Origin of the sequence: Clostridium sp. DFI.5.61 (assembly GCF_024462915.1) — a bacterium.
Classification (GTDB): Bacteria; Bacillota; Clostridia; order Oscillospirales; family Oscillospiraceae; genus Lawsonibacter; species Lawsonibacter asaccharolyticus.
In genome coordinates, this window is record NZ_JANGBZ010000042.1 from 1 (window position 1) to 12,753 (window position 12,753).

Annotated in this window: 14 protein-coding genes; 7 read left to right on the plus strand and 7 right to left on the minus strand. The window is 59.6% G+C overall.

The features are described from left to right. The first annotated feature begins 189 nt into the window (after window positions 1-189). From NE584_RS14705 to NE584_RS14715, 3 genes are read left to right on the plus strand one after another with little or no spacing between them, the layout of a single operon-like run. Entirely contained in the window at window positions 190-387 is a 198-nt protein-coding gene (locus tag NE584_RS14705) for a hypothetical protein (RefSeq protein WP_256183114.1), read from the plus strand. Next, complete coding sequence (locus NE584_RS14710; RefSeq protein WP_256183115.1) at window positions 380-595, plus strand: hypothetical protein; 216 nt, start codon at window positions 380-382, stop codon at window positions 593-595. The genes NE584_RS14705 and NE584_RS14710 overlap by 8 nt, the downstream gene beginning before the upstream one ends. Further along, complete coding sequence (locus NE584_RS14715; RefSeq protein WP_256183116.1) at window positions 595-846, plus strand: type II toxin-antitoxin system RelE/ParE family toxin; 252 nt, start codon at window positions 595-597, stop codon at window positions 844-846. Before NE584_RS14710 ends, NE584_RS14715 begins: the two co-directional genes overlap by 1 nt. A 662-nt stretch (window positions 847-1,508) precedes the next feature. Here the strand turns inward: NE584_RS14715 and NE584_RS14720 are convergent. From NE584_RS14720 to NE584_RS14735, 4 genes are read right to left on the minus strand one after another with little or no spacing between them, the layout of a single operon-like run. Further along, window positions 1,509-2,642, minus strand: a complete 1,134-nt coding sequence (locus tag NE584_RS14720; RefSeq protein ID WP_256183117.1) for a DctP family TRAP transporter solute-binding subunit — start codon at window positions 2,640-2,642, stop codon at window positions 1,509-1,511. Between the two features lie 38 nt (window positions 2,643-2,680). Beyond that, on the minus strand, window positions 2,681-3,967 hold the full coding sequence (locus NE584_RS14725; RefSeq protein WP_050624545.1) for a TRAP transporter large permease: 1,287 nt from the start codon (window positions 3,965-3,967) through the stop codon (window positions 2,681-2,683). After that, window positions 3,964-4,464 carry a TRAP transporter small permease gene (locus NE584_RS14730; protein WP_157954770.1) on the minus strand — a complete coding sequence of 167 codons (501 nt, stop codon included), beginning with the start codon at window positions 4,462-4,464 and terminating at the stop codon, window positions 3,964-3,966. The genes NE584_RS14725 and NE584_RS14730 overlap by 4 nt, the downstream gene beginning before the upstream one ends. A gap of 59 nt (window positions 4,465-4,523) precedes the next feature. Continuing rightward, window positions 4,524-5,423, minus strand: coding sequence for an MBL fold metallo-hydrolase (locus tag NE584_RS14735; RefSeq protein WP_108981407.1), 900 nt, complete (start codon window positions 5,421-5,423; stop codon window positions 4,524-4,526). 132 nt (window positions 5,424-5,555) lie between these two features. Here NE584_RS14735 and NE584_RS14740 point away from each other — a divergent pair, with 132 nt between their 5' ends. The 4 genes from NE584_RS14740 to NE584_RS14755 are packed head-to-tail and all read left to right on the plus strand — an operon-like array spanning window position 5,556 to window position 8,678. Next, complete coding sequence (locus NE584_RS14740; RefSeq protein WP_256183118.1) at window positions 5,556-6,482, plus strand: LysR family transcriptional regulator; 927 nt, start codon at window positions 5,556-5,558, stop codon at window positions 6,480-6,482. Between the two features lie 42 nt (window positions 6,483-6,524). Then, entirely contained in the window at window positions 6,525-7,844 is a 1,320-nt protein-coding gene (brnQ, locus tag NE584_RS14745) for a branched-chain amino acid transport system II carrier protein (RefSeq protein WP_050624549.1), read from the plus strand. Between the two features lie 33 nt (window positions 7,845-7,877). Then, on the plus strand, window positions 7,878-8,228 hold the full coding sequence (locus NE584_RS14750; protein WP_050624550.1) for a DUF4186 domain-containing protein: 351 nt from the start codon (window positions 7,878-7,880) through the stop codon (window positions 8,226-8,228). A gap of 36 nt (window positions 8,229-8,264) precedes the next feature. Next, complete coding sequence (locus NE584_RS14755) at window positions 8,265-8,678, plus strand: (deoxy)nucleoside triphosphate pyrophosphohydrolase (RefSeq protein WP_050624551.1); 414 nt, start codon at window positions 8,265-8,267, stop codon at window positions 8,676-8,678. 162 nt (window positions 8,679-8,840) lie between these two features. Here the strand turns inward: NE584_RS14755 and vanT are convergent, their stop codons facing one another. Genes vanT through NE584_RS14770 form a run of 3 tightly spaced genes read right to left on the minus strand, consistent with a single transcriptional unit; the run spans window position 8,841 to window position 12,738 of the window. Further along, complete coding sequence (gene vanT, locus NE584_RS14760; RefSeq protein ID WP_256183119.1) at window positions 8,841-10,961, minus strand: serine racemase VanT catalytic subunit; 2,121 nt, start codon at window positions 10,959-10,961, stop codon at window positions 8,841-8,843. Then, entirely contained in the window at window positions 10,958-11,701 is a 744-nt protein-coding gene (locus NE584_RS14765; protein ID WP_256183120.1) for a D-alanyl-D-alanine carboxypeptidase family protein, read from the minus strand. The genes vanT and NE584_RS14765 overlap by 4 nt, the downstream gene beginning before the upstream one ends. After that, window positions 11,698-12,738 (minus strand): D-alanine--D-alanine ligase family protein, encoded by a 1,041-nt coding sequence (locus NE584_RS14770; protein WP_256183121.1) that lies wholly within the window; start codon window positions 12,736-12,738, stop codon window positions 11,698-11,700. Before NE584_RS14770 ends, NE584_RS14765 begins: the two co-directional genes overlap by 4 nt. Window positions 12,739-12,753 lie beyond the last annotated feature (15 nt).

Sequence of the window (12,753 nt, forward strand, 5' to 3'; positions counted from 1 at the left end):
TCTTGATCCTATCGTCCACTTTCGCTTGTCCCGCTTGGGGTGTCCCCCCTTGCTATGGTCTTATTATAGCATATAGATATCTATATGAAAGTGGTAAAGTGCATAAAGATATCTATATCTGTTTGTCAATTTTGCATATAGATATCTAACTACATTTAATGTATAATGCAATACGAGGAGGTGAGACTATTGGGTGGAAAAAATAGCTATGAGAGTATTAAGCGGTATGAGGATAAAGCATACGATAAAGTGCTTGTGCGGATGCCAAAAGGAAAAAAAGAAACTATACAGGCCCACACGGAGCACACAGGACAAAGCATCAATGGTTTTATCAATGAGGCCATAGATGAAAAGATGGAGCGGGAAGGAGGTGTAGACCATGAGTAACCGTGAAAAAATAATCGCTCTGTTGGATAGCGTACCAGAGTATAAAATGGGCTATGTGTTGGCTTACGTACAGGGAATCACTGCGGACGAGGAGGCAGATGATCTCTTTTGTGAGCGGATGCTTGAAAACTACGAGAACGACCCAGACCCCGAAAAGGACAAAGGCTACTCCCTGGATGAGTGCAAGCGGGAATGGGGGCTTGCTTGATGTATCAAATCATCATCAAGAAGAAAGCAAAAAAGTTTATTGACAGCCTCCCGGTCAATGAACGCCGCCGAGTGGTTGCTGCTATCGAGCTGTTGCCAAATGGAGAGGATATAAAGAAGCTAAAAGGACACGACAAACTTCTTCGGCTCCGTGTTGGTGAATATCGTATTATTTACACCGTGGACAATGGCGAGTTGATCGTATATGTAATTGACGCCGGGAGCAGAGGGCAGATATACAACCGCTATTAAAGTCAGCAGCCCCCATTTTTTGACCCTTTAAAATACCCTTTAACCGATTTCTCGCTATTTTCTGCTTTTTACTGCAATTAACTTTTTGAGGAGATTTCTTTTCGAAAACCCGTCATTTTACTGCATTTTACTCATAAAAAGAGTTGATTTCTAATTCGAATCCTTCTCCCGCTGCCAAAACAAAATGCGACTTGTTTCAACAAGTCGCATTTTGTTTTGGGGTTTGCTTCCGTTGACCGGGCCCTCCTTCGGTATTTTTGATGCGTGAGGGTAGCGAAGCCGTCCCTGCGCATTCTCCGCCGCTGACGCAGTTCCGGATTTACGGCGCAAAAGCGCCGCCGGCCAGATAGCCGGTCGGGAATTGATCAGGTAAACTGTAAACAGCCCAGGGGTTTTGAATCCTCGTATCCTGCCAAAAAGAAAGGCATCTGCTTTTGCAGATGCCTTTCTTTTTGGAGCCCGCCGCCCAGCTCCGTGCAAGAGCCGCCATGAGGGTGATTTTGGGCTTGAGCTGAGACAGAGGGGGTATGTTTTTTATCCGGACACCTTTGACGGAGCCGTTCAGCCGGGAGGGGCGGCCTCCCGCAATGGAGAAGCCGCCCCTCCTGACTTGAGAAGAGATAGAGAAGTCAAACATGAAATTTTATGAAAAGCAGGGCAGGTCAGGCGGATTCGCCGCCGTCAAGAAGCTGGTACAGTGTGTCATAAAGAGCATCGTTGCCCACGGCCGACTTTGCGCTCTCTACTGCGGGAGCGGCTGCGGTCTGCATATCGGTTAAAAACTCATCGGTGATCTCACAGACCTGCATTCCATGTTCCTGGACCAGACTGTCATAATAATATTGCTCCATTGCAATGCATACGTCGTAGTCATAAGCGCTCATATCCTCGCAGATCGCAGTCAGGAGATCCTGATAGGACTGGGGCATGGAATAGAACTTATCTTTGTTCATGGTCAGATCCATGCTGGGAGTCATATGGTGTGTAGGGACAAGGTACTCCTGCACCTCATACAGGGCGCTGCTCAGGGCGTTGGAGAGGTTGTTGTCCTGCGCATCGACTGTTCCGTTCTGAAGAGCCATGTAGAGTTCATTGAAAGCCATGGGAGTCGGGTTGGCACCCAATGCATTCCAGACCGCCATCCGGCTCTCCACCTGAGCGGTGCGGATCTTCAGCCCCTTCAGGTCCTCCATGCTGGTGACGGGTTTGTTGGAGGTAAGATTCATGCTGTCGGTGCCGGCGCGGAGCATCAGGCACACCAGTCCGCCGTCTTCGTTTGCCTGATTGTACAGGTCGCGGAATTTGCTGTCTGTAAGGACGCTCTCAATTTTTTCGCTATCGTATCCTGAGAAGAGAAATGGAATGTCAAAAATAACAGTTTCAGGAACGAAAGTGGCGTGAGTAGATCCACACTGAAGAACCATATCCATGTCTCCGGCTACACAGGAGGCGATCATTTCAGAGTCGCTGCCCAGCTGGGAATTGGGATATATGGTGATCGTGATTTTTCCATCACTATACTTTTCCACTGCGTCTTTCAGGGCCAGAAGCATTTTGTGGCTCTCTGTGGATTCCTGCATCGCATGGCCGATGGACAGTGAATAGGCAGGACCATCCTCGGGGAGCTTTGGATAATCTCCAGACAGATAAGAGGCGGCATCGAATTGGGCGGCGGGGGATTCCACCGCAGAGGAGGAAGCAGGAGCATTGGAACTGGTGGAAGTCCCGGTGCCGCCGCAGGAGGCCAGACCGAGAGTCAAGGTACACGCCAGGGCAAGAGAGAGTAGCTTTTTCATCGTGATCGCTCCTTTTTAATATTTGACATATATGGTTTTTACAAAAGACACAGACTGATTTGGGGAATAAAAGTGATGAACATCAGGGCAATCAGGAATGTAATGATGAACGGGACCGCTTTCCGGCCCAAGCGCATGGGTGGTGTGTCACACAAGGGGCTGGCGACAAACAGGGTAACGCCAAACGGAGGGGTCACAAATCCAACTGCCATATTGACGACCATGATGATACCGAGGTGGATCACATCGATGTTAAGTTCTGTGGCCAGCGGGATCAGCATGGGGGCTAGGATCAGCAGGGCGGGACCGGTGTCCATGACCATGCCGATCAAAAGCAGAGCTACATTGATGATGAGCAGGATCTCGACCTTTGAATGGAAATTGCTCGTGATAAACTGTGCCAGAATGGTGGGGATCTGCAGGATCGTCAGGACCCGTCCAAACGCAGTGGCCACAGCCATCATCAGCGCAAGGGGGGCCAGAGCACGGCAGGATTCTCCCACGAGCCAAAAGATTTTTCGTACCTCTACGGTCTTATAAATAAATACAGACACGATCAATGCATAGATCACGGACACACAGGCGACCTCAGTAGTGGTGACTACGCCGGAGTAGATCCCGCCCAGCAAAATGACCGGGGTCAGCAGTGCCCAGAAGCTGTCCTTCAACAGGGGGAGAAACCCCATCTCACGGAGCTGAACCAGTTTGGCATCGATCCGATTTCGATCCTCACCTTTTCGGATACAGTAGAATACCGCATAGGCCATCAGGCAGACGGCGATCAGAATTCCGGGGACAATGCCGGCGATGAACAGCTTGCCGATGGAGGCTCCAGTGGCCATTCCATACATAATAAAGGGAATACTGGGCGGGATGATGACACCCAGACCGGCGGCGGTAGCTACCACCGCACCGGAAAACTCTTTATCGTATCCCAGAGAGAGAAGGACTGGAATGGTCATGGCACCTACTGCGGCGCAGGTTGCGGTGCCGGAACCGGAGATCGCACCATAGAACAGGCAGGTAGCGATGACGGCACAGGGGATCCCACCGGGAACATGTCCCAGCAAATAGGCAAAGACATTGAAGATTTTTTCCGAAATGCCGCCCTTTGCCATGATGATGCCGGAGAGGATGAACAGGGGAGCGGCCAGGATGCTGGTACTGTCACCTCCACCAATGATGCTTCGGAGCACGAACTGTATGTTGCCGGCAAAATCAGGGTCAATGAGTCCGGGGGCCACAGTGGCACCGATGAGGGTCAAAACCAGAGGGAATCCCATCAGGATGCCTACAACAAAAACAACGACAACAGCTAAGATCATGCCATACCCTCCTCAGCAGGGGATTTTTTCAGTCCCAGAATAAACAGTACCAGCCGCTGGATATAGCGGACCGTGCCAAGACCGTAGCCGACTACGCTGGCGGCATAGACATACTGCATGGGGAGCTTCAGCGCAACACTGGCTTCCCCGGTCTCCATAACACCTGCCACGGTGCCGAAAGAGTGGTAAAACAGGAAACCGGCCACCATGATGCAGAGGATCAGATTGATGATCTCAATGATATTTCTGCATCCTTGGGGAAGCATGCTGATCAAAGCGTCTACCCGCAAGTCAGAACCAAGGCGTGCGCTGTATGAAAATGCGACAAACATCATCCAAATGAAACAGTAGCGGCAGAACTCTTCTGACCAGCTCAGGGAATCGTTGAAAATATATCTGCGAATGATTTGAAAAAGCATGATGACCACAATGCTGCTCAGCAGGAGCACCATGATAAACTCTTCCAGGTGCTTGTCCAAGAATTTTAGTGTCTTCATCTGCGTACCGGTCCCCCTATCTTTTGATTTCGGCATCCCACAAAATGGACTATTGTTGCTCAAAGGATCTTGTAATAATCATTTATCTGTGATTTTGCATACATAGCTTCCACCTGCTCGGGAGTCATGGCAAGAAACGTCTGGTAGCGGGTCCGCAGCTCGTTGAGAAAGCGGTGCCACTCTCCCGGGTCCAGAAACGCGTCCTTGTCTCCCTGGCACAGCCTGGCGTATTTCTGGTAGGTGTCGTTGTGGAAGGGATGGTTGCCCAGCATCAGATCCACAGGCTCGTCCCACACTTTATCGATGGAAGTGAGAAAATCCTGCTGGAGAGAGAGGGGCATCCCATTGCGCCGCAGTGCCGCCTCGGAGACGCTGACAAAGCCAGCCCCGCCGTAGATCCCCACGCGGATGGTGTCCTGGCCGTCCTGAAGCGTCCAGAAGTGGGACATCACTCCGATGGTGTGGCCCGGCGTGAGGACACAGCGGATCGTGGTGTTGCCCAGCTGGATCAGGTCCCCATCCTGGAGCTCCACATCCGGCACAAAGCTCTCATTGTAATATCCCAGCTCCCGGTTCATGGCCTCCATGCGCTCCGGATGCTCCCGCATGTCTTTTGCGTCTACCGCACTGAGGAAGGTTTTTGCCCCAGACAGATGGACCAGGGCGTTGACGCAGGCGTAGTGATCCGTATGGGCGTGGGACACGATGATATATTTCAGGTCCTCGGGATTGAAGCCCAGCTTCCAGATGTTGTGGATCAGGCCGGGCATGCTGCCGGCGCATGGAGTATCCAGCAGGATCAGTCCCTCCCCGGTATCGATCAGGTGGGAGGAGCACCAGAGATTTCCCACAAAGTACAGATTGCCCCGGATTTGAAAGGGCGCGCGATCCATCAGATATGGCCGATGCATATATTCCTGTGTAGGCGACATATTGCCGAAACGGTTAAAATGTTCCAAAGGACGACCTCCTTTATTTTGAGATTTGGCCACATCTCATTGTCAGTTCTTATAATAAAAGTGGTTGACCAACTTGTCAATTTAGTCTAAAATATAGTACTATATTAAAAACGGAATAATGGAGGGTGCGGAGTGGACATTCGGAACATCGAGTATTTTCTGCATCTGGCCAAATACGAGCATGTCTCCGCCACGGCGGATCTGCTCCATATCTCCCAGCCGTCTCTGAGCAAGCACATCACCTCTCTGGAGCGGGAGATCGGCGTCAAGCTGTTTGACCGGATCGGCAACCGCATTGTGCTGAATAAGACCGGGGAGCAGTTTGCCCAATATGCAAAGCAGGCGGTGGAGCTGCTCAATGCGGGGGTCAATTCTGCTAAACGGGGGATCTATGACACCAAGGGGGGCATTCAGATCGCTTATACTTCCTATGCCCCCATTATCGCGGACTGTGTCGCCCAGTACACCCAGATCAATCCCCTGATCACGTTCCAGATCATCGCGTTTGAGGCCACAAAAATGGTGGATTCGGATCAACTGGACTTTCTTCTGTCCTCTTCTGCGGGAGATACGCTCCACGACCAGAACAAGACTTTTTGGGTCTCTCGTCCCCTCTTTCAGGAGCGTTATGTGCTGATCTACGGGAACAGATTGGCCAACGCGCTGGGAGCCGGTCCGGCGGATCTCTCCCTGCTCAAAGACGAGTATTTTGTCACCATGGCCCAGGATGACCGGAAGGATGTTTTGTTCAGCGACATCACCTTTTCCTTGTGTATGAACGCAGGATATTTTCCAAAAATGTACTGCAAGACAGATGAGTTCCTGGTCAAAGTCAAGCTGGTCCAATCTGATCTCGCTGTGGCGGTGCTCCCAGAGTCCTGCCTGCAGGACGCCCTTTCCATTGCGCCCGGCCTCCAGTATTCGGTGCTGGAAGACGAGATGGCAAAACGAACCATCCATATCATGCGTCATAAAAAAAGCCTCATGACAGAGGCGGCGTTGGATTTTTGGGAGTTTATCCTGGACTTTTACGGCCTGCCGCAGGATGACTTGGACTAAACAGAGGTGCAGGAAGGATACAAGAGAAAGGATGTAGTTGAGATGCAGACACTCAGACGCAGAGACCAGCTTTTGGTGGGGTTTACGCTGTTTTCCATGTTTTTTGGGGCGGGCAATCTGATCTTTCCTCCTCAGCTGGGGGCACAGGCCGGCGTGGACACCTGGCCGGCCATGGCAGGACTGGCGGTGAGTGCTGTGGGACTTCCCATTCTGGGTGTGATCGCAGTGGTGCGGTCGGGAAGCCTGACACGGCTGGCGGGCAGGGTCCATCCCGTCTTTGCCACGGTGTTTACCATTTTGATCTACCTCTCCATAGGCCCCTGCCTTGCTATCCCCAGGACGGCCAGCACCTCCTTTGAGATGGCCGTGCCTCCCTTCCTGCCGGAGGGAACGCCGCTGATCTGGTTCCGGCTGGGCTACTCCGCCCTGTTTTTCGGAGCGGCCTTTTTGGTGGCCCTCCGGCCGGAAAAGCTGACCAGCCGCCTGGGGAGGCTGCTGTGCCCGCTGCTGCTGGCGCTGGTGGCTGTGATGTTCCTGGGATGCCTGATCCACCCTGTGGGGGGCTATGGTCCCGCGCTGCCCCCCTATGACAGCGCGGCTCCGGTGGAGGGCTTCCTCACCGGCTATCAGACGATGGACACCATTGCGGCCCTGAACTTCGGCATCGTGATCGTAATGAATATCCGGGCGCTGGGGGTGACGGAGGAGAAGGCCGTTCTCCGCAGCACCGTCCGGGCAGGCGGAGTGGCGGCGGTGCTGTTCCTGTCAGTCTACTCCATGCTGGCCCATATCGGGGCGCTGTCCGGCGGTGCCTTTCCCGGGACCACCAACGGGGCTGCTACCATGACCAATCTGGTGGGAGCCATCTTCGGCCCCTGGGGCAGAGCGATCCTGGCAGCTGTCTTTGTCATCGCCTGCTTCAACACCTGCGTGGGCCTGCTCAGCTCGTGCAGCACCTACTTCCACACCCTGCTCCCCAGGTTCCCCGCGTCTGCCTGGGCGGCTTTTTTCGCCCTGCTCAGCATGGTGATCGCCAACGCAGGACTGGACCAGATCCTGGAGTTCTCCGTCCCGGTGCTGAATATTCTGTATCCGCCGGCCATTGTGCTGATCCTGCTCTCCTTTCTGCCGGAGCGGCTGCAGCGGCTGCGGGCCATCTATCCGGCGGGCATCCTGTTTACTGGAGCGGCCAGCATCCTGTACACGGTACAGGGACTGGGGGCAGCTGTTCCAGTCCTGGACGGGGTGCTTTCCGCCGTCCCCCTGGCGGAGGTGGGCCTGGGATGGGTCCTGCCTGCCCTGGCCGGCGTCCTGCTGGGAGCTGTCCTCTCCCTCCAAAGGGAAAGCAAGGAAGTCCGATGAGCCGGGGGAGGACACAGAGAGGAGGACTGAGGGGTGCAGACCATCGACGAGGCGCTGGAGAAGCTTCAGGCGTCCCCCTTCCGGGCGAAATTCCGGCTCTCAGAGCGGGAGCGGGCCTATATAGGGGAGAAGGGGCTGGACACCATTCGGGAGCACGCCCGGGGGTTCATTGAGACCCGGCTGGCTCCGGCGGAGCTGCCCAACGACGGGCGGCAGACCCCCATGCGGGGACACCCGGTGTTCCTCGCCCAGCACGCCTGTGCCTGCTGCTGCCGCAAGTGCCTGTACAAGTGGTATAAGATCCCGCCGGGCATCCAGCTGAACCGGCGGCAGCAGGAGAAGATCGTGAATCTGCTGATGGCCTGGATCCAGCGGCAGCTGTGAGCGGGCTGCGGAGGAGACAGAGAGGAGCGCACAGCGATGACAGAAGTAGTGGCGGCCCTGATCTGGGAGGGGGAGACCTTCCTCATCTGCCAGCGCCCGGCCCACAAGGCCCGGGGGCTGCTTTGGGAGTTCGTGGGCGGAAAGGTGGAGCCGGGGGAGACCCGGGAGGAGGCCCTGGTCCGGGAGTGCCGGGAGGAGCTGGACATCCGGGTGGCGGTGGGGGAGCCCTTCATGGAGGTCATCCACGCCTATCCCGACCTTACCGTCCACTTGACCCTGTTTCATGCCTCCATCGCGGAGGGAACGCCCCGAAAGCTGGAGCATCAGGACATCCGGTGGATCCGGGCGGCAGAGATCCCGCAGTATAGATTCTGCCCCGCAGACGAGGCCATCCTGGAGCGGCTGCGGGAAGTGGCCGGATGCGGCGGTCCCACACAGGTTGGAAGATAAGACAAGGCCAGCGCCTGAATGGCGCTGGCCTTGATGCGTCGGGAGTACGGCTCCGCCATATGACAGACGGGGTCCTCACAGGGGATCAGAACTACAGAAGGGCAGGGGGACAGGACCCATGCCCTTCTCATCTTATCCTGTCTTGCTTCCGGTCGGGGTCGGTCATCCCCGCGTCTCTGCGCTCCGCCCACTACTCTGGGAAGAACGAGGGACCTTTTGCAGCTCCAGCCGCCTGCCCAGCCGGGAGAGAAGCTCATTGGTGATGGTGCCGCACCGGGCGGCCAGCTCCTCGGCCCGGAGCTCCTGCGCTCCGTCCCGGCCGATGAGGGTGACCACATCCCCGGCCTGGACATCGGGCAGGGCGGTGACATCCACCAGCAGCTGGTCCATGCACATCCGTCCCGCCATGGGACAGAAAGCGCCGCGGATCAGCACACGCCCGCCCTGCTGGGGCAGCTGGCGGGGCAGGCCGTCGGCGTAGCCGATGGTGACCACTGCAAGCCGGGCCTCCTGGCGGGCCTGGAAGGCCAGCCCATACCCGGCCCGCTCCCCGGGGCGCAGGGTGCGCAACGAGGCCACCCGGGCCCGGAGGGAGAGGACGGGCTTCAGGTCCAGGCGGCGCTGGACCGGGGAGAGGGAGCTGTACACACCGTACAGGGCGATGCCGGCCCGGGCCCAGGCGCATGGCTGGGGCGGCAGATTGAGGACCCCGTAGCTGGCCTGGATGTGGACGCGGCCCGGAGAGAGGTTTTGGGTGCGCATCCAGTCCAGCGTGTCATAGAACAGGGTGAGCTGTTCCAGAGTCGCGTCCATGTCCTCTTTTTTCAGGCTGTCGGAGACGCACAGATGGGAGAACACCCCGTCGATGCGCAGGTTTTTCAGGCGGTACATCCGGGCGATGGCGGAGCGGTCCCCGGCGGGCAGCCCCAGCCGGTGCATGCCGGTATCCAGGGCCAGGTGGACCCGGACGAGTCCTCCCTGGGCGGCAAGCGCCCGGCCGTGAGCCTCGTCGGCCACCGTCTGGGTGAGATGCCAGCGGCGGAGGAGGGGGACCTCACGGGGCGGGGTGTAGCCCAGAATGAGGATGGTGCCCAGCACCCCGGCCTTCCGAAGGGCGATGCCCTCAGCCAGACAGGCCACCCCGAAGGCCCGCACCCCGTCCCGCCGCAGGCAGCGGGCCACCGGCACCGCCCCGTGGCCGTAGCCGTCCGCTTTGACCACCGCCATCAGCGTGCAGCCGGGGGACAGGGCGGAGCGGAGGGTGCGGGCGTTGTGCCGCAGGGCGCCCAGGTCCAGCTCCTTCCAGGCACGGCCGCAGGGGGCGGGGCGGAGGGGGCGCAGGGCGTCCAGCACCAGGGCGGCGCACAGGGTGAGCGCCGCCACGGCGCAGAAGTGGGCCAGGCTGTTCTGGATGAGCAGGGCCTCCAGCCCTGTCAGCTTTGCAGCGCCCCGCACCAGCACGATGCTCCAGGGGTGGAGGAGGTAGATCAGCAGGGACAGCCTGCGGGCGGTGCGGTCCTGCCCCCGGCCGCCATTTAGCAGCAGGGAGAACAGGAAGAGCATGGTCAGGGGGAGGAAAAGATACATGCTGTCGTGGCGGGGCCAGCCCTGGGCGCGGAGCCAGAACGCCTCCAGGGACATACCGGCCAGGGAGAGAAGGGTGCCCAGGGCGGAGATCCCCCGGCCCAGCCGGACTCCCGCCGCCCCCAGAAGCAGGAAAAGGGGGGCCAGGAACAGCCCGTTCCGGGTATAGGAGCACAGGCGGAACAGCCCGCCATAGAGGGCGTCCAGGGCGGGCAGCTGGGCGGTCAGGCCGTAGTAGCTGTCCCCGCCCAGGCCGATCAGGTAGAGGAGCAGGGCAGCCGCCAGGGCGGCGGGCAGCCCCAGCCGGGCCAGGCCGCGGGCGATCACCACCCCCAGCAGGACCGCCGGGAAATACCACAGGTGGTACAGGGTGCCGTCTATGAGCAGCTTTTTGAGCCACTCCAGGGGGGAGAAGCCCCCGTTGTACCAGTTCAGGGGCAGATAGAGCAGAACTGCGGCGGCGTAGAGGGTCAGCGTCCGCTTCAAAAATCTGCCCGTGCCCCTCCAGCCGTCCCGGGAGAGAAAGTACCCGCTGACCATGAGGAAAAAAGGGACCGCGATCCGGGCCAGCACCCGGGTGAGCCAGAAGTCGGCCTCCGGGGCCAGTCCGGCCAGAGGGGCGGTGTGGTTGCACACCGCCAGGAACGCCGCCAGCAGGCGGAAGCGGTCCAGCACAGGGACATCCCGGCGGGCGCTCATGGCTCTCCCTCCCAGACGGTGAGGATGAACCCGCCGCAGTTGTCTCCGGAGAGCTGCCAGCACCCCGCCGGCGGCTCCAGTTCCAGGACGGCGCTGGGGCAGGGGAGTCGGGACACCCGGGCGGTCCTGCCGTTGCCCAGCCGGCAGAGCCGAGGGGACACCTCCAGGAAGGGGACGTACTCCTCCAGACAGAGCCCGTGCTCCTCCATCAGCTGGGCGTGGGGCGCCCCCACATAGCGGAAGTGCCAGGGCTCAGCGGCGATGCCGGTGAGGGCCTCCTTCTCCCGGCAGTACCGCTGGAGGAAGCCGTACCGGGCCGCTGCCCGTCGGAAAGCGCCGCAGGCCCCGGAGTCGGGGAAGCTGGGGCGGATGAAGTCAAGATCGGGGACGTCCTCCCCCAGGTCGATGGCCAGGCCGGTCTGGTGCTCGCTGCACCCCGGAAGGGCCACGTACTGCCGGGTAAAGGCATCCCCTTCCCGGGCCCGGGTGTCGTCCCAGATGGCCTGCTGCTCCGCCCGGCTCCGCCAGCCGGAGACGGGGACGATGGTCCGCCCGCCCCCCACGGAGCGGATGCAGGCGGCCAGCAGCCGGGCCGCACGCCGCTCCAGGAGCACCTGGGGGTGGAGCCGGTCCACGGGGACCAGCTCCGGCGGCGCGCCCTCCTGGAGGGGGTGTGCCCGATCGATCAGGACCAGCGGGCCCTGGCAGGTCTGCTCCCGGCGGAGCCGCAGGGGCCTCATGCTCCCACCCCCAGCCGGATCATGCGGCTGACCAGGGAGGTGAAGTCCAGGCCGGCGCCCTGCATCATAGTGGGATAGCGGCTGTGGGGGGTGAAGCCGGGGATGGTGTTGACCTCGTTGAACAGCAGCGCCCCCTCCGGGGTGAGGAACAGGTCCACCCGGGCAAAGCCCCGGCAGTCCAGGGCGCGGAAGATGGTCCGGGCGGCCTCCTGCACCTGGGCGGCCGCCTCCGGAGGGATGCGGGCAGGGCAGTGGATGGCGGAGGTCTTGAGGGTGTACTTCTCCTCAAAGTCGAAAAAACCGCCGGACAGCTGGATCTCGTCCACCAGGCCCACTGTCAGTTCTTCGCTGCCCAGTACGGCGCAGCCCACCTCAAAGCCGGAGACCGCCTCCTCCAGCAGGACACGGCGGTCATAGGCCAGCGCGGCCCTCACCGCCCCATCCAGCTGCTCCGGCCCCTCCACCCGGCTCACGCCGAAGGAGGAGCCCGCCCGGACCGGCTTGACAAAGAGGGGGAAGCCCACCGCCTCCGCCCCCCGGCGCAGTTCCGCGGGAGAGAAGCCGGGCTCCAGCACGATCCCTCTGGGGCTGGGGACCCCGGCCAGGGCGGCCAGCTTGTGGGAGCGGTCCTTGTCCATGCACAGGGCGCTGGACAGGGTGCCGCAGCCGATGAGGGGGACCCCGGCCAGCTCAAAGAGCCCCTGAAGGGTGCCGTCCTCTCCGTTGCTGCCGTGGATCAGGGGGAAGGCCCCTTCAAAGGCAAGGGTCCGGCCGGAGCCGTCCAGCAGGAGCAGGGCGGCCCCGCCCCGGTCCAGCCGCAGGGTGCAGGGGAGGCAGGCGGGCTCCTGCTGCCAGCGGTCCTCAGGGATGGCCTCCAGCGCCCCGCCGTACCAGCGCCAGGCCCCCTCCCGGGTGATGCCCACAGGGATGGGCTGATACAGGCTCCGGTCCATATGGGTGAGCACCCCATAGGCGGAGGCCAGAGAGACGCTGTACTCGGGGGAACACCCGCCGAACAGCACCAGGATCTGTTTCATGTTCTGTCAACTCCT

Bases quoted from the DNA above. Each gene is read 5' to 3' on its own strand.
- NE584_RS14710 (WP_256183115.1), top strand. From the start codon at position 380: ATGAGTAACCGTGAAAAAATAATCGCTCTGTTGGATAGCGTACCAGAG.
- NE584_RS14715 (WP_256183116.1), top strand. From the start codon at position 595: ATGTATCAAATCATCATCAAGAAGAAAGCAAAAAAGTTTATTGACAGC.
- NE584_RS14720 (WP_256183117.1), bottom strand. From the start codon at position 2,642: ATGAAAAAGCTACTCTCTCTTGCCCTGGCGTGTACCTTGACTCTCGGT.
- NE584_RS14725 (WP_050624545.1), bottom strand. From the start codon at position 3,967: ATGATCTTAGCTGTTGTCGTTGTTTTTGTTGTAGGCATCCTGATGGGA.
- NE584_RS14730 (WP_157954770.1), bottom strand. From the start codon at position 4,464: ATGAAGACACTAAAATTCTTGGACAAGCACCTGGAAGAGTTTATCATG.
- brnQ (WP_050624549.1), top strand. From the start codon at position 6,525: ATGCAGACACTCAGACGCAGAGACCAGCTTTTGGTGGGGTTTACGCTG.
- NE584_RS14755 (WP_050624551.1), top strand. From the start codon at position 8,265: ATGACAGAAGTAGTGGCGGCCCTGATCTGGGAGGGGGAGACCTTCCTC.
- vanT (WP_256183119.1), bottom strand. From the start codon at position 10,961: ATGAGCGCCCGCCGGGATGTCCCTGTGCTGGACCGCTTCCGCCTGCTG.
- NE584_RS14765 (WP_256183120.1), bottom strand. From the start codon at position 11,701: ATGAGGCCCCTGCGGCTCCGCCGGGAGCAGACCTGCCAGGGCCCGCTG.
- NE584_RS14770 (WP_256183121.1), bottom strand. From the start codon at position 12,738: ATGAAACAGATCCTGGTGCTGTTCGGCGGGTGTTCCCCCGAGTACAGC.